Source organism: Aquibacillus albus (assembly GCF_016908325.1).
Taxonomy (GTDB): Bacteria; Bacillota; Bacilli; order Bacillales; family Amphibacillaceae; genus Aquibacillus_A; species Aquibacillus_A albus.
In genome coordinates this window covers 54,517-70,856 of the sequence record NZ_JAFBDR010000011.1, presented here as the reverse complement: position 1 = coordinate 70,856, position 16,340 = coordinate 54,517, and the positions used below count along the sequence as shown (strand labels likewise).

Below are 16,340 nucleotides of genomic sequence, written 5' to 3'. Positions count from 1 at the left end.
AAGTTGAAGCGTTGCCCGCGGAAAGCGACTGCCCATAGCGGAAATCAACATTGCAGTTATGTCGCATTATAGGTCAATTGTGTAGTAAAAAACGAAGTAAGCGTAAAAAACGCTCGGTCAATTGACCGAGCGTTTTTTACGACATATCGTTCCTTTATTGAAAGGTAACTCGAAAAGAAAAAACTGATTCTTACTCAATCGCAAAAATGAACGAATAAATTGGCTGGTTACCCTTGTGGACCTCCATTTCGATTTCATCATAATTTTCTTCAAGATACTTTTCTATCTCTTCTATTTCCTCATCACTGGCATCTTCGCCTTGTAAAATGGTAATGATTTCGTCATCCTCATCAATCATCTCATTTAACAATTGCCTACATACTTGCAATTTATCTTTATCAGTAGCTTTTATATGCCCGTCTGCCAATCCCATGAAGTTACCATTTTCAATCATCATTCCATCAATTTGAGTATCCCGAACTGCATAAGTAACTTGGCCAGTTTTTACTAATTGGCTTGATTCTTCCATACTTTGCTTGTTTTCATCTAGATTCATGTCTGGATGAAATGCTAATAGTGCACTCATGCCTTGAGGAATTGTTTTTGTTGGAACAACGACCACATTCTCTTCTGCAATTTCGGCAGCCTGCTCTGCTGCCATTACAATATTTTTATTATTAGGAAGAAGGATAACATTTTTTGCGTTTGCTTCTTTAATAGCATTTGTAATATCTTGTGTACTTGGATTCATTGTCTGTCCACCTTGGATCACAACCGTAGAACCAAGGCTTTCAAAAAGCTGTTTTACACCTTCTCCCATCGCAACAGAAACAATAGCATATTCTGATTTTTCTTTCGGTTTTACATCCTGTATCTTTTTATCACCACCAACAATGGTGGAATGCTGTTCTCTCATATTTTCCACTTTAATATTGATAAAGCTGCCATAACGTTGCCCTAAATTCAACACTTCTCCAGGTTCCTCTGCATGAACATGGACTTTTACTATTTCATCATCTGAAACAACTAGAAGAGAGTCCCCATATTCACTTAACTCATTGCGAAAAGTCTCTTCATTATATGGTGTATTAGCCAATTTTTCATCCTCAAACTTCACCATAAACTCTGTACAATAACCAAACTCTATGTCATCCGAATGCATAAAGTCTTGAGCTAACTTATGGTGTTCAGCATTAACCATGTCGTTCATATCGACAGAGTTAGCATTTGTTTCTGGTAGTTTTTCTCCCTTTAATGAAGCTAAGAATCCTTCATAAATGGTGACAAGGCCCTGCCCACCACTATCAACGACACCTACTTCTTTTAAGACAGGTAACAATTCAGGAGTTCGCTTTAAAGACTGCTTTGCTGCTTCTAACACTGCATCCATAAACTCTACAAAATCATCGGAATTTTGGGCAGCGCCTTGGGCTTTTTTAGCAGTGTCTTTTGCAACGGTTAATATTGTACCTTCTACTGGCTTCATAACAGCCTTATAAGCAGTTTTAACACCAACATCCAGTCCATCTGCAAAATCTTGTGTTGTTAACGTCTTCTTTCCCTCTACACCTTTGGCAAAGCCACGAAACAACTGAGATAAAATTACACCTGAGTTACCACGTGCACCCATAAGTAATCCTTTCGATAAGGATTGGGCCACATCGGTTGCATCGTCCGAATTGACTTTCCTTACCTCATTAGCACCTGATGTCATCGATAAATTCATATTTGTTCCTGTATCTCCATCTGGAACAGGGAATACGTTTAAAGCATCAATCATCTTGGCATTGTTCATCAAATGTTGTGATCCTAAAAGAACCATTTCTGCAAAAGTAGTTCCATCTAATGTGCGAACCGTCACTGACAACTTCCTCCTTCTTAGAAAAACTAAGGCTTATCGCCAAGCCTTAGTTTTCCTTATACTCTCAACGACTTCCTAATCATTTCTGAAAGTGTAAGGTGAGGACGAGGACAACATACTGAAACTAGTCCAAATGTATTATTCTTGAGCCACTCTTACACCTTGAATATAGATATTAACAGAGCTAATGGACAAACCTAATGTTTTATCTAATGTATATTTTACTTGTGACTGAACATTATTTGCTACCTCAGAAATTTTAGTACCATAACTAACGATAATATACATATCGATGTGGATATTATCTCCGTCTTGACGAACAACCACACCTTTTGAAAAATTTTCTTTACGAAGAATTTCAGCAATCCCATCTCTTAGTTGATTTTTTGAAGCCATTCCAACAATGCCATAACATTCAATTGCCGCTCCTCCTGCAACAGTTGCTATTACTTCATTTGTAATAGTTACATGGCCATCATTTGTATGAAGTTCTATGGACATAATTAATCCTCCTCGACTATCAACCTATATTAAAGCAATTTTACTATATCATCAAAAATTATGAAAGCATTTACATGGGCTGAATTCAAGAACCAAGCTAGTATTTTTATTGTTATAGTATGTAAAAACCCCTCTATACAATGTATGAAAAATTTATTTCTGTCAAGTTCGTTCCTTTTTTGAAAATCTTTTAGGATTTATAAGCACTATTCCCCCAATTTCAAACTACAAAACAATTGGACTACAGGAAATAAGATTGCAATATTATTGTACCTATGATAAATTGTATAAGTATGTGAAGTTATACATGCTAGGAGGGATATTATGGGACGAAAATGTGTTGTAACTGGACGAAAAACCACTTCTGGTAACGCTCGTTCTCACGCGATGAACGCTAATAAACGTAAATGGAAATCTAACGTACAAAAAGTACGTATTATGGTTGATGGAAAACCTAAACGTGTATATGTTTCAGCTCGTGCATTGAAATCTGGTAAAGTTGAACGAGTATAGTGACATACAAAAAAAGCACCCTCAGGGTGCTTTTTTTGTTAATCTTTCTTAAATGTAGCCATAATTACGCGTACAAAACCACCTATGAACCTTGGGAGTTTTATGGTATAGAATTTCATGAGAACCCCTCCTCTTTTCCGAATAGCGATAAAGTGAAGCTACTTTCTGTTGGAAAAATCTATTCGAACCAAAAGAAAGTATGCTGTACCTATAAGGTGTTAGCGTCCACTTTCGCACCAATCCCAGAAAGATTGCCTTTACCCTCCAAGCTTCTGAACCTAAGGTGTGATTCACTGTAAGAGGCATAACACCGTGGTAAAAATCACTTTAGAGTATCATATGATAATAACCCTAAATAAGTACATCTCTACTCTTTATTACTATTAATATGCCTTACTTAAAAGAAAAAGTACCTTTTTCTTTGAGAAGTTTATTAGAAATACAAAGAGTTGAGCCCCACAAAATAGTATCATTAGTAAATTTATAGTAGAAATTACTTAATGTTATACCAATTACTTCTTTTAAAAAGGTAGAAAAGATATATAACGTAACGATAGTCCCCTCAGATACGAAATCCACATTAAGCATTTCGAATTACTTTAATTGCCTTCTCACGATCTTTGTTATTAAAAATTGCACTTCCAGCAACTAAAACATCAACACCCGCTTCTTTACATAATTTAGAGGTATCTTGATTCACTCCACCGTCAACCTCAATTTCAAAATGAAGATTCATTTCCTTTCGCCATTGTACAATTTGCTTCACTTTATTTAAGACTGAAGGGATAAATGATTGTCCTCCAAATCCAGGGTTAACCGTCATGAACAAAACAAGATCAACATCGGGCAGTATCGGCTTGATCATATCAGCAGATGTTGCAGGGTTAATGACTACCCCCGCTTTAACACCTGCTTCTTTTATAGCATGAATCGTTCGATGTAAATGCCGACACGTTTCAACATGAACCGATATAATATTTGCACCAGCACGGATAAACTCTGGTATAAATATATCAGGATTTTCAATCATCAAATGTACATCTAGTGGCAAAGAAGTAACAGGTCGAATCGCGTCAACAACTAGTGGGCCAATTGTAATATTCGGAACAAAATGACCATCCATTATATCAACATGAATATAATCAGCCCCACTTTTTTCAACATCCTCAATTTCACTTTTTAAATTTGCAAAATCAGCTGAAAGAATAGAAGGTGCAATTTTTGTCATAATTAATACCTCGGCTTTCTGTTTTGTATCTCCTCAAAAAATTGTAAATAATGTTCATAACGATAGGAAGGTATTTCATTCACATCCACGGCTGCTTTGACCGCGCACTTAGGCTCTTTATTGTGCATACAGCCTCTAAATTTACAATCTGCCTTTAACTCTCTCATTTCCGGAAAACAGTCAGGTAAATTCTCCAGTTCAAGATCATTAAATTCTAATGAACTAAACCCCGGCGTATCAGCAACCAAACCACCATTCATATCTAATAGTTCAACATGCCTTGTCGTATGCTTTCCTCTCCCCAAGCTCTCTGAGATTTCATTGGTTTCTAAACTCAAAGTGGGGTTGATTGCATTTAACAACGAAGACTTACCAACACCTGATTGACCAGCGATAACAGAAATTTTATCTTTAAAATAAGCTTGTGCTTCTGAAAGTAGTTCTGAGTCTTTCGTTGATAACGACACAACAGGATAGCCAATTTTTTGATAATTTGCTTTGTACGTATTGATTTTTTCCACTTCAGCTTGTTTGACCATGTCCATTTTAGTAATAAAAATAATAGGGTCTATATGCTTCGACTCAATTAGCACGAGGAATCGATCCAGCAATGAAGGACTAAATCCAGGCTGTGTAGCAGAAACCACAATGATTGCCTGATCGATATTGGCAATAGGTGGTCGAATCAATTCATTTTTTCTTGGTTTCACATCAATGATATACCCTTCCCCAATGTTACTCTCTTCAAATTCAACGTAATCTCCGACTAGTGGATTCACTTTATTCTTTCTGAAAACACCTCTGCCTCTACATTGAAACACGCTATCTTCAGTTTGAACATAATAAAAACCACTTAATGCTTTAACAATTTTACCTTCAGGCATTCATTCACTCATCCTCCAAATCTTCGTATCGAACAGTTTTTTGAACTAATACTTGGTCATCTCTTTCTACTTTGTATTCCCCTTTTCCATCTGGTGGAATTAATAAACGAATTTGGAATTCCGTGTCCTCGGTTATCGTTTCTTGTTCGTGCAATTCGGACAAATCATTTTCCAAATCGTCTACATAAATGCGAACTTCCTGCTCTTCTAACTTCGTTTCACCTTCTGGAGTTGTTTCCTGATTACCCGTATAAGGGACCATTACTGTCACCGCATGCGTAATTGGTGGCTTTTCTTCAGGACCGATTGAAATAACGATTTCAATTGTTGATTTTTCCTCTACCTCACTATTAGCTACAGGACTTTGACGAATTACTTTCCCTTCTTCTACTTCATCTGAATTCTCTTCTATTATTTCACCATTCAAATTATTACTTTCAAGGTATTCAAGTGCTTCTTGCTCCGTCATCCCTTTGAGGTTTACTAGTGTTACACTTTCTGGCCCTTCACTCACAACAAAAATAACATTCGTATCCTCAGGTACTACCTCTGTATCTGGTTGAGGCTGTATCTGACTGATAATCTCACCTTCTGGTCGATCGGACGTCTGATAGGAAGATATCACATCTTTATATCCATTTTGCAACAATTGTCTTTCGGTTTGGCTGAAATCTCGTCCTACATAATTAGAAAACGTTACTTTTTCTTTTCCCTTACTTGATATGATAGTAACCTCTGTACCTTCTTTTAACGTCGTGCCGAATGGTGGATTAGTTCTTATCACATAACCTTCAGGAACTTCATCTGAAAACATCGTTTCTCGGTTCACCTGAAAACCTAATGCTGCTAGTTCACTAACAGCTTCTTCATATTCTTCCCCCTCCAGCTCTGGGACAATCACATCATCTGGTTGAAGCCAATTTGGAAGTATAAACAATGCCATAAAACCTGCAGCAAACAATGTTACTAAAATGACAGAAATCCAAATAAATGGCTTCTTCCTATTTTTCTTTCCTACTGACTCCTCACTAGTCATATTGTTTACAGGTGGATTAGAAGAGTGAACAATGGTATCTTGAGTAGATTTGTGTTCCTTAAAAGTTTCATCCGTAATAATCGGGATTGCTTTAGTAGCTTCTTCATTATCGGATGGCGGGGTGAATAATGACTCATTAACTCTATTAGGATCAAGTGCTGTATCTAAATCATCTTCCATATCATAAACAGCGTCATAACGATAAAAAGGATCCTTCGTTGTAGCTTTTAAAACAATATTCTCTACACTTTGAGGTAAATTTGGATTCCACCTCTTAATGGATGGCGTATTACTTTGTAAATGCTTTAGGGCAATAGATACTGCCGATTCACCCGAAAAAGGTAATCTCCCTGTTAATAGCTCAAAAAAGACAATACCTAACGAATAAATATCCGATTTTTTATTGGCCATTCCACCCCTTGCTTGTTCAGGGGATAAATAATGAACGGATCCTAGAACAGAGTTTGTTTGCGTTAGTGAAGTGGCACTTAAAGCTACTGCTATTCCAAAGTCTGTAACCTTCACCCGAGCAAAAGGATCAATCAAAATATTTTGAGGTTTAATGTCTCTATGTACGATATCATTCGCATGGGCATGAGATATTGCAGATGTAACTTGTTTCATTATATCAATTGCTTCTTGAACTTCAACTGGTCCATATAATTGTATGTATTTTTTCAATGTCATTCCATCGACATATTCCATGACCATATAATAAATATTATCTTCTTCTCCAACATCATAGATGTTAACAATGTTCGGGTGTGATAAACTGGTTGCAGAGTGTGCTTCTCGGTGAAATCGAGCGATAAATTCTTCATCATTGGCATACTCTAACCGTAAAACTTTTATTGCAACATCTCTTTCTAGTATGGTGTCTCTAGCTAGGTATACATTCGCCATCCCTCCGCCACCAATGGCTTTCTTAATCTTGTATCTTTCATTTAGTAGTCGACCATCTAGCACGTAGATTCACCTTCCTTTTGTGAATCTTCAATCGTATGATGATAATGAATAAGTGCTAAAGAAATATTATCTTCCCCACCTCGTTCATTAGCCAGTTCAATGAGTTCTCTTGCTGTCTCATCTATCGGTTGTGAACTGTTAATAAACTGTTGTAACTCTTCTTCAGCCAATTTATTCGAGAGACCGTCAGAACATAAAAGCAACTTATCCGTTTTTTCCCATCCAATTGTTTGTACATCAGCGTGAACATCCTTTTCTGTTCCCAATGCCTTTAACAATACATTCTTGCGTGGATGGTATTCTGCATCATCTCTCGATATTTGACCAGCACGAACTAATTCATTTACTAGCGAGTGATCTTCTGTAATCTGGTTAAATCCCTGATTATTAAACAAATAACATCTACTATCTCCGATATGACCAATTGTTATAAAATCTGGCGAACAGATAACAGCTACAATAGTGGTTCCCATTCCAACACAATTTTCATGTGCCTGGGCATATTCATATACATCATTATTAACATGCAAGATAGATTCTGAAAGCCAGCTCTCCGCTTCACCTGGGGAGTCAAAAGTAGTTGTCTGTTTCCACTTTTCACTCAACTCTTGAATAACCATTTTGCTTGCAATATCACCTGCATTATGTCCACCCATCCCATCAGCGATAAGCGCTAACATTTGTTTATCTTGATTAAGAAATACCCCACCATCATCCTCATTATGATCCCTTACTTGACCTTTATCTGTTAAAAAGTAGCCATTCATTGTCTCACCCCGCTCCTCTTATACTCGTAACAAAAGACAAGAGTTTTATTTCTCCTCTACAAATAGACAACGAAAATGATTTATTTTCATTCCGTTTCTATTTGTTTTGTTATTCTTGTAAGAAAAAATCCATCTGTATTAAATTCATGTGGGAAAAGCTGCAAACCCCATTCGGTAACGCCAATAGAATTTCTTAGTGCTTCTGGTAATTCATCAAAAAATCCTTCATCAATCTGATATTCCGGATGATTAGTAAGAAATTGTTGGACGACTTTTTCATTTTCTGCTTTATCAATCGTACATGTACTATAAATGATCTTTCCATCACCTTTTAATAACGGAGAGATTTTTTCCAACAATTCAAGTTGAATAGAAGCTAACTTTTCGATATCCGACTCTGCTTTATTATATTTGATATCAGGCTTCCCACGTAAAACACCTAATCCTGAACAAGGTGCATCTATTAATATGCGATCGAAGGTATCATTTTTATGGTAATGATTTAATTCCCTTGAATCTGCTTGCTTAGCCTCGATTATTGTTAAATCTAACTGCAAGGCTTTTTTGCTCACTAGTTTCGCTTTTTTATCGTGTAAGTCATAGGCATGAATATTGCCTTCGTTTAACATTTTCTCAGCAATATGCGTAGTCTTTCCACCTGGAGCGCTGCAGGCGTCTAAAACAGTCATTCCTTTTTCTACTTCCATCATTTCAGCGACCAACATCGAGCTTTGATCTTGAATGGTCAAGTATCCATTTTTGAACAGAGTGCTATGCAAAATATTTCCTTTATTAACAACAAGACCTTGATCTGAAAAAATAGATTCCTCTATCTCAAACCCTTCATCCTCTAACTGGGTGACTGCGTCGCGTTTATTTATTTTCATTGGTTGGATTCGCACACTGATTGGCTTGTGTGTTAAATTCGTCTCACAAATTGCCTCCGTTATATCCATACCGTACATATTCATCCAACGCTTTGTTAACCAAGTGGGATGACTTGTTTTTATACTTAGCCGCTTTACCGAGTCTTCTATTTTGTCCACATTGGGAACGCCTTTTCGTTGGACATTTCGTAATATTCCGTTCACTAACCCAGATATACCTCGATGCCCTCTTTTTTTTGAGATTTCCACCGATTCATGAATAATTGCATGGTCTGGTACTTTGTCTAGATAGATCATTTGATACAAAGACATGTATAGTAACATATTAACCCAAGGTGCAAGTTTCCTTTTCTTATCTACAAAATGGGAAAGAAAGTATTCTAATGTTAGCTTTCGTTGTAAGGTTCCGTATACAATTTCTGTTAACAATCCTTCATCCCTGCTATTTAAGCCTTTTTTCTTGATGGCTTGATCAATGAGTAAGTGACTAAATCCTCCGCCTTCATCTATTCGGACCAAAATATCTAGAGCTGTATTTCGTAGTAAATATTTTGTCATATTACTCTCCTAACCTTTTTCCTACTTCTAAGTTGCTTCCTGCACCACGCAGAAAATCCTCTGAACTCATTCTTTTTTTACCGGAAGGCTGTAAACTAGTAATCCTAATCCCTCGTTGATCTCCGCAAGCAACAATAAAACCGTTTTCCTCTACCTTTACGATTTCACCTGGGTTAGATGGAAACGTATCTCCTACCTGTTCACCCCACCATACCTTCAATGTTTGTCCATCCAATTTTGTAAAAGCTACTGGCCAAGGGTGTAATCCGCGTATATGATTGTAGACTTGTGCACTCGTTTGTTCCCAATTAATTTCTTCTTGCTCTCGCTTAATATTATAGGCGTAAGTAGCTAATTTATCTTGCTGCTTGATACGTTTAATATTGTTGTCAAAAAGGTCTGGCAAAGTTGTATGTAAAAGCTCTGCTCCAGCTTCAGCAAGCTTATCATGTAATGTACCTACATGATCTTGTTCGTTAATACGAACTTTCTTTTGAGAAATGATATCGCCTGCATCTAACTGTTCTACCATATACATAATAGTTACTCCTGTTTCTTTCTTCCCTTGGAGTATCGCGTAATGGATTGGAGCACCACCACGCAATTCGGGTAGCAAGGAAGCATGTACATTAATGCATCCGAAAGGTGGAGCTTCTAATAGCTCCTTCGGCAAAATTTGGCCAAAAGCTGCTGTTACAATTAAATCTGGTTTATATTCTAAAACAAACGAATATTCGTTTTTAATTTTTTCGGGTTGAAAAACTGGAATCCCATGTTTTTCCGCCTCTTCCTTAACTGGTGGAGGGGTTAAAGTTCGCTTTCTTCCTTTTTGTCGATCTGGCTGCGTAACGACCAATACGACATCAAAATTGTCTTTCATTAGTTGCTGGAGAACAGGAACAGCAAAATCCGGTGTTCCCATAAACACAATTCTTTTCATGAGCAACCCCTTTCTGTTTTTTTACATAAGTTGATATGGTTGTAAGTCAATTTGAATGAATAAATCATTTCTCTGCATTTCATCTTGATAATAGTCTAATATTTTCTTTAGTATTTCCTTTTGTTTTGGCTCATTTTTGTATTTTACCATGCATTGGTAACGATATCTATCCTTGACTCGCGAAAGTGGTGCTGGTGTTGGACCCAATACTCTTGAATGAGAAGATAAATGTTTTTGTAAAAGCTGGGAGATTGTCCTTACTACCTCTTGAACCTTTACTTGATTCGGGTGAGAAACCGTTATTAATGTTAGGTAATAATAAGGTGGATATTGAAATGCTTTTCTAATCTCCATTTCCTTCACAAAAAAATTATTATAATCATGCTTACTAGCTAACTGTATACTATAGTGTTCGGGTGTATAAGATTGGATGATTACTTCACCAGGCAATTTATGCCTACCCGCTCTACCACTAACTTGAGTAATTAACTGAAATGTTTTTTCTGCAGCACGAAAGTCAGGTATATGTAATAAAGAGTCAGCCGCAAGAACTCCGACTAAAGTTACGTTTGCAAAATCAAGCCCTTTCGCTATCATTTGTGTACCTAGTAAAATATCTGCCTCATGTCTTCCATATTGATTAAGCAATTTTTCATGCGAACCTTTTCTTCTTGTCGTATCTATATCCATGCGTATTATTCTTGCTTCCGGTATCAATTGCTGTAAAGCTTCTTCAACTTTTTGTGTACCAGTTCCAAAATATCGAATCATATCACTTTCGCATGATGGACAAAGCTGTGGCATTGCTTCTTCATATGCACAATAATGACACTTTAATCGCTCGTTTTTTCTGTGATAGGTTAAGGCTATATCACAATGAGGGCATTCCATTACGTATCCACAGTCTCGACACATAACAAAAGTTGAATACCCACGACGATTTAAAAATAGAACAATTTGCTCTTTCTTATTCATTCTTTGTTCGATTGCTGCTTTTAATTCTCTTGAAAACATCGTCCGGTTTCCCGCATGTAATTCATCTCTCATATCGACAATTTTAACTGCTGGCATTGACATTTTGTTCATTCGATTAGGCATCGTTAACAGTGTATAAATATTTTTTTTAGCCCTTGCAAAACTTTCCAATGACGGTGTTGCGCTACCTAGTACGACCGGACATGAATGATTTTTCCCTCGATAAATCGCTACATCTCTAGCATGATAACGTGGGTGGTCCTCTTGCTTATAGCTTGTCTCATGTTCTTCATCAATAATAATGATGCCGATATTTTCAAATGGTGCAAAGATTGCTGAACGTGCCCCAACAACAACCTTTACTTCATGACGTTGGATTTTTCTCCATTCATCATATTTTTCACCTGGTGACAACCCACTATGTAAAACTGCAACATCTGAACCAAACCTTCCTTTGAACCGTTCCACCATTTGAGGGGTTAGAGATATTTCAGGAACCAGTACGATTGCCTCCTCGCCTCGGTTTAACACTTCTTGGATCGATTGTAAATAAATTTCTGTTTTTCCACTACCAGTAACACCGTGAAGCAAAAAAACTTCATGATAGGCTTTCTCAATCGCACGTAAAATAGGATGTATGGATTGTTTTTGATCATCTGTTAGCTCTAATGGTAATGTTTTGGGATAATTTTCCTGTTTATAGGGATTTCGATAAACTTCCTGTTTGGATTCTTTTAGTAAGTCTTGGTCTAGCAATGATTTGACCGTTGATCTTGTTGTTTGAAGATCTGAGAGTAACTGCTTCTGACTAACAACTTCTGGATTTTTCAGGAAATACAACAACATCTGCTTTTGTTTTACTGCTTGTTTTGGTAAATTCGCCAAAGCTTCCTCTAAAAAAAATAGCTGTTTATTCGGAGAAATCATTGTTTCTTTTTTTATCGTTTCTTTGGATTTGACTTGGTAATGAATTTCGACTAAACCTTCTTGAATTACTTGTTGTAATATTCGTAAATTGCCGTTTCTTTGCAAAAATTCTTCATAATCCATGCGATCTCTACCTGCAAAGATTTCTTCCAATTTTTCAGGTAATGCTTCCTCTGTTAATCGTTGTAATTCTTTTTTGTATTTTGCCTTAAGCACTTGAGGTAGCATCGCTTGAAAAACCGATATGTAAAAGCTCAGTGTTTTTTCTGATAGCCAATTACCTAATTCGAGTAGTTCATCTGTTAATACAGGAGTAACATCCATTAAATCATGAATCTCTTTCAAATGATGAAAATCTGAATGATTGGTTATTTCTAAAACAAAACCCATTATTTTTCTTGGACCAAAAGGAACAATTACTCGCATCCCAGGTTGAACTGCTCCAAGAAATTTTTCTGAGATTAAATAATCAAAAACACGATTAGTTTGACTAGCTGGAACATCAACTACAACTTTTGCAATATTCACTTCGGTTCATCCTTTAAATCCTCATTAATTAATTCAAATAGCTTTCTAGCTATATTTTTTTTGGAAGCTATTGCTAAATGTTTCTCTATACCACGGCTATTTAAATAGATGACTTGATTTGTATCACTTGCAAAACCAGCGCCTTCAACGGTTACATCATTGATTACAATTGCATCTAAATTTTTTGAAACCAATTTCGTTTTTCCATAATCAATGACATCATTTGTCTCTGCTGCAAAACCTACTAAATATTGTTTGTCCTTCTTGTTACCAAGCTCTTTAAGAATATCGGTAGTTCTTTCCATTTCAACCGCTAATTGATCCTTTTGTTTTTTTAGTTTTTTATCGAAGGTTTGAACAGGGCGATAATCAGCCACTGCAGCTGATTTTATAACTATATCCTTACCTGGATAATGAACAAGCATTTGGTCATACATTTCTGCTGCTGACGTTACATTGACACGATACACCCCTCTAGGTGTTTCTAGCTGAACAGGTCCTGATACTAACGTCACCTCTGCTCCTAATCTAGCAGCTTCCTCAGCTAATGCAAAGCCCATTTTTCCTGTGGAATGATTCGTAAAAAAACGAACCGGGTCAATTTTTTCTCTTGTTGGACCCGCTGAAATCAATACTTTCTTTCCTTTTAATAGATACGAAGACTCCATATCTTTTTCCACAGCTTCAATCATTGTTTCGGGCTCCTCTAATCGACCTTTACCTACCCACCCACAAGCAAGGTAACCTTCACCTGGTTCGATAAAACGATAGCCCCATTCTTCCAGTGTTTGCATATTTCTTTTTACCGCTGGGTGTCCATACATGTTTACATTCATTGCCGGTGCTATATATACAGTAGCCTGAGTTGCTAATAAAGTTGTCGAAAGCATGTCATCTGCAATTCCATTCGAAATTTTCCCGATCATATTTGCAGTTGCAGGTGCAATAATAAATAAATCAGCCCAATCAGCAATATCAATGTGCCCTATTTTTTCGGGATCTTTTTCATCAAATGTATTCGTATAAACAGGATTTCTAGATAATGCTTGAAATGTAAGTGGTGCCACAAACTTCATAGCACTCTCTGTCATAATAACTTTAACTTCTGCCCCCTTTTGAGTTAATTTACTTGTTAGGGCACATGCTTTATATGCTGCTATCCCACCAGTAACCCCTAATACTACCCTCTTGCCTTCAAGCATTGTTATTTCTCCTTTCACTTATCAGCTACAATTTCTATCACTAGAAGAAAACCTCGCCAGCAATTTTGCAAGCGAGGAGTAAGTGAAATACTTTCAATCAGCATAACTTATAAATTCCTAAAGTATAAAAATATCATTGTTGTACCAATAACCCGACATTAAAAGTTAATATTCAGACGCGACTTTTTAATAAGAGTCTATTGAAAAAGTTATTCATCATCATCATCAGAAACATAAGATAACTTATCAGCCTGTATTTCTTCTAAAGCAATACCAACATATTTATGAGACGTTGGACGTTCCAACTGATGTTGTTTTGTTTCTTGTATTTGCCTTGCACGCCTAGCAGACAAAGTTACAAGCGTATATTTTGAATTAATTTTCAGTTGTAATTTGTCAATGGAAGGTTCTAACATCATCCTAAATCAGCCTCCAATATCTTTTTATACTGTTTAGCTACTCTTTCTCGTTTACAATGTTCACTTCTGACAATGGATTGAACTTTATGAACTGCTGAGTCAATTCGATCATTAACAACGACATAATCATAAGCATCCATCATTTCAATTTCTTCCTTAGCTGCAAGTAGCCTATTTCTTACAAGTTCTTCTGTTTCCGTTCCACGGTTAATGATACGATTTTTTAATTCTTCCAGACTTGGAGGGAATAAAAAGATAAACACTCCCTCAGGAAAATTTTCTTTTACCTGTAAGGCTCCTTGGACCTCGATTTCTAAAAAGACATCTTTGCCTGATTGCAACGTTTCTTCTACATAATCGCGTGGTGTACCATAGTAATTCCCGACATATTCGGCATATTCAAGAAGCTTGTTGTTGTTTATCATGTCTTCAAATTCTGATCTGGTCCGATAAAAATAATCAATGCCTTCCTCTTCCCCTTCTCTCATAGGGCGAGTAGTCATCGAAATCGAATATTTCAAATCTGTATCTTTTTCAAAAAGGGCTTTTCTTACAGTTCCTTTACCCACCCCTGATGGTCCTGACAAAACAAATAAAATCCCTTTCTCTTCAATCAACATATTTCCTCCTAGCTATTCATCAGAGATCTCTTCATGACTAATGACACGGTTTCCTACTGTTTCTGGTTGGACAGCAGATAAAACAACATGATCACTATCTGTAATAATTACTGCTCTCGTTCTTCTTCCATATGTAGCATCTACTAATTTATTATTGTCTCTAGCTACTGTAATAATTCGTTTAATTGGTGCAGATTCTGGTGAAACAATAGAAATAACCCGATTAGCTGAGACAACATTTCCGAATCCAATGTTAATAAGTCGTAAACTCAATGGTGTTTCCCCCTTTTTTAAAAAACACTATACCTTTATTTAAAATTATTTATGATATGAAAAATCCACCAGCTGTAGCTTCATTTTCTTATTTTCTTTTTATCCGAATTTTACGAATACCTTTAATCATTATAGTACACTTTTCATTTCTTCGAAAACAAAAAAAGTTTATTCCACGTTTTGAATTTGTTCTTTAACCTTTTCAATTTCACTTTTTATGGTAACGACATACTGGCTAATCAGAACATCATTTGATTTTGAACCAATTGTATTTATTTCTCTAAGCATCTCCTGTAAGATAAAATCCAACTTTCTCCCTATCGCCCCTTGTTGTTTAATTGTATCTAAAAACTGATTGATATGACTGTCTATGCGTGTAACTTCTTCCGTAATATCTCCTTTTTCAACTAATACTGCAACATCTTGATAGATTTTAGACTCATCGCTTCTTAGTTCTTCCTTTAAATATTGCTCCAATCGATTTAAAATTCGCTCCCGATATTCTATTATAACAATATCTCGTCTTTCTCCCAACTTTTTTACTGTAGAATTAATTAACTCTATCCTTGTACGAAGATCTTTTACTAATTCGTTACCTTCTTTTTCTCTCATTTCTAATACTTGTTGTGATGCATTTTCTATAGCAGTTAGTATAGCCTGCTTTAACGAATCAGATTCCTGTTCCGTTTCTTGGATGGTAAAAAGGTCTTCTATCTGTGTTACCGTATCAACTGGAATTTCACCAGCTAGCTGGTATCGTCGTTTTATTTCTCTTAAATGGCTTATGTATTGGTCCATTAAACTCCAATTAATAACTAAATTACGCTCCACAAAACCTTCACCGTCAATCGTTATAAATACATCAAACCTTCCTCGTAAAAAATAATTCTTCATCATTTTCTTCATGTCTTCCTCGATATCAATTAAATAACGAGGAATTTTAGTTGATATGTCTAAAAATCGGTGATTAACACTTCGAATTTCAACTGTAATAGTTGAATTATTAAAAGAAATGACATCACGACCATATCCTGTCATACTCCGTACCATAATTATCACATCCAGTTACAATCTTATCCAAAATTACTCCCTTTTATATTAATCATATCAAAAAATAAAAAATATGCCTATCTACCTTATTATTTCTAAAAGATTGTTGATTTTTTAATAAATCTAATTACAAAACGAAAATGCGTAACATACGATTAATACGCAGTACAGTGAAATTAAAATAGTGCTGGGATATCGCTTCGGC

16 protein-coding genes and 1 pseudogene are annotated in these 16,340 nt (G+C 36.1%); 1 reads left to right on the top strand and 16 read right to left on the bottom strand.

Annotation, left to right across the window (positions count from 1 at the left end):
• Window positions 1–190 precede the first annotated feature (190 nt).
• Window positions 191–1,861: a DAK2 domain-containing protein gene (locus JOC48_RS11120; RefSeq protein WP_204499687.1), complete on the bottom strand. Its 1,671-nt coding sequence runs from the start codon at window positions 1,859–1,861 to the stop codon at window positions 191–193.
• A gap of 138 nt (window positions 1,862–1,999) precedes the next feature.
• Complete coding sequence (locus JOC48_RS11115) at window positions 2,000–2,362, bottom strand: Asp23/Gls24 family envelope stress response protein (protein ID WP_204499685.1); 363 nt, start codon at window positions 2,360–2,362, stop codon at window positions 2,000–2,002.
• Between the two features lie 324 nt (window positions 2,363–2,686).
• On the opposite strand from JOC48_RS11115, the gene rpmB reads away from it, so the two are divergent.
• On the top strand, window positions 2,687–2,875 hold the full coding sequence (gene rpmB / locus JOC48_RS11110) for a 50S ribosomal protein L28 (RefSeq protein WP_204499682.1): 189 nt from the start codon (window positions 2,687–2,689) through the stop codon (window positions 2,873–2,875).
• Window positions 2,876–2,913: 38 nt separating this feature from the next.
• Here rpmB and spoVM read toward each other — a convergent pair whose 3' ends face one another.
• From spoVM to JOC48_RS11040, 14 genes and pseudogenes are all read right to left on the bottom strand, one after another.
• The gene (gene spoVM / locus JOC48_RS11105; protein ID WP_204499817.1) at window positions 2,914–2,994 is read right to left on the bottom strand and encodes a stage V sporulation protein SpoVM; all 81 of its coding nucleotides are present in this window, start codon (window positions 2,992–2,994) and stop codon (window positions 2,914–2,916) included.
• Between the two features lie 274 nt (window positions 2,995–3,268).
• Window positions 3,269–3,420, bottom strand: a pseudogene (locus tag JOC48_RS11100) (thiamine diphosphokinase); the annotation flags it as partial.
• Between the two features lie 35 nt (window positions 3,421–3,455).
• Window positions 3,456–4,103 carry a ribulose-phosphate 3-epimerase gene (gene rpe, locus JOC48_RS11095; RefSeq protein WP_204499678.1) on the bottom strand — a complete coding sequence of 216 codons (648 nt, stop codon included), beginning with the start codon at window positions 4,101–4,103 and terminating at the stop codon, window positions 3,456–3,458.
• A gap of 2 nt (window positions 4,104–4,105) precedes the next feature.
• Window positions 4,106–4,987 (bottom strand): ribosome small subunit-dependent GTPase A, encoded by an 882-nt coding sequence (gene rsgA, locus JOC48_RS11090; protein ID WP_204499675.1) that lies wholly within the window; start codon window positions 4,985–4,987, stop codon window positions 4,106–4,108.
• Window positions 4,988–4,991: 4 nt separating this feature from the next.
• Window positions 4,992–6,989 (bottom strand): Stk1 family PASTA domain-containing Ser/Thr kinase, encoded by a 1,998-nt coding sequence (gene pknB / locus JOC48_RS11085; RefSeq protein ID WP_204499673.1) that lies wholly within the window; start codon window positions 6,987–6,989, stop codon window positions 4,992–4,994.
• The gene (locus JOC48_RS11080) at window positions 6,983–7,756 is read right to left on the bottom strand and encodes a Stp1/IreP family PP2C-type Ser/Thr phosphatase (protein WP_204499670.1); all 774 of its coding nucleotides are present in this window, start codon (window positions 7,754–7,756) and stop codon (window positions 6,983–6,985) included. Before JOC48_RS11080 ends, pknB begins: the two co-directional genes overlap by 7 nt.
• 86 nt (window positions 7,757–7,842) lie before the next feature.
• Window positions 7,843–9,201 carry a 16S rRNA (cytosine(967)-C(5))-methyltransferase RsmB gene (gene rsmB / locus JOC48_RS11075; RefSeq protein ID WP_204499669.1) on the bottom strand — a complete coding sequence of 453 codons (1,359 nt, stop codon included), beginning with the start codon at window positions 9,199–9,201 and terminating at the stop codon, window positions 7,843–7,845.
• 1 nt (window position 9,202) lies between these two features.
• Window positions 9,203–10,141: a methionyl-tRNA formyltransferase gene (gene fmt / locus JOC48_RS11070; protein ID WP_204499668.1), complete on the bottom strand. Its 939-nt coding sequence runs from the start codon at window positions 10,139–10,141 to the stop codon at window positions 9,203–9,205.
• A 21-nt stretch (window positions 10,142–10,162) separates the two neighbouring features.
• Entirely contained in the window at window positions 10,163–12,571 is a 2,409-nt protein-coding gene (priA, locus tag JOC48_RS11065) for a primosomal protein N' (protein WP_204499667.1), read from the bottom strand.
• Complete coding sequence (coaBC, locus tag JOC48_RS11060) at window positions 12,568–13,773, bottom strand: bifunctional phosphopantothenoylcysteine decarboxylase/phosphopantothenate--cysteine ligase CoaBC (RefSeq protein WP_204499666.1); 1,206 nt, start codon at window positions 13,771–13,773, stop codon at window positions 12,568–12,570. The genes priA and coaBC overlap by 4 nt, the downstream gene beginning before the upstream one ends.
• 209 nt (window positions 13,774–13,982) lie before the next feature.
• Entirely contained in the window at window positions 13,983–14,192 is a 210-nt protein-coding gene (gene rpoZ, locus JOC48_RS11055) for a DNA-directed RNA polymerase subunit omega (protein ID WP_204499664.1), read from the bottom strand.
• Window positions 14,189–14,809: a guanylate kinase gene (gmk, locus tag JOC48_RS11050; RefSeq protein WP_204499662.1), complete on the bottom strand. Its 621-nt coding sequence runs from the start codon at window positions 14,807–14,809 to the stop codon at window positions 14,189–14,191. The genes rpoZ and gmk overlap by 4 nt, the downstream gene beginning before the upstream one ends.
• A 15-nt stretch (window positions 14,810–14,824) precedes the next feature.
• On the bottom strand, window positions 14,825–15,085 hold the full coding sequence (gene remA, locus JOC48_RS11045; RefSeq protein WP_204499659.1) for an extracellular matrix/biofilm regulator RemA: 261 nt from the start codon (window positions 15,083–15,085) through the stop codon (window positions 14,825–14,827).
• A gap of 168 nt (window positions 15,086–15,253) precedes the next feature.
• Window positions 15,254–16,135, bottom strand: a complete 882-nt coding sequence (locus tag JOC48_RS11040) for a YicC/YloC family endoribonuclease (protein WP_204499657.1) — start codon at window positions 16,133–16,135, stop codon at window positions 15,254–15,256.
• Window positions 16,136–16,340: the final 205 nt, after the last annotated feature.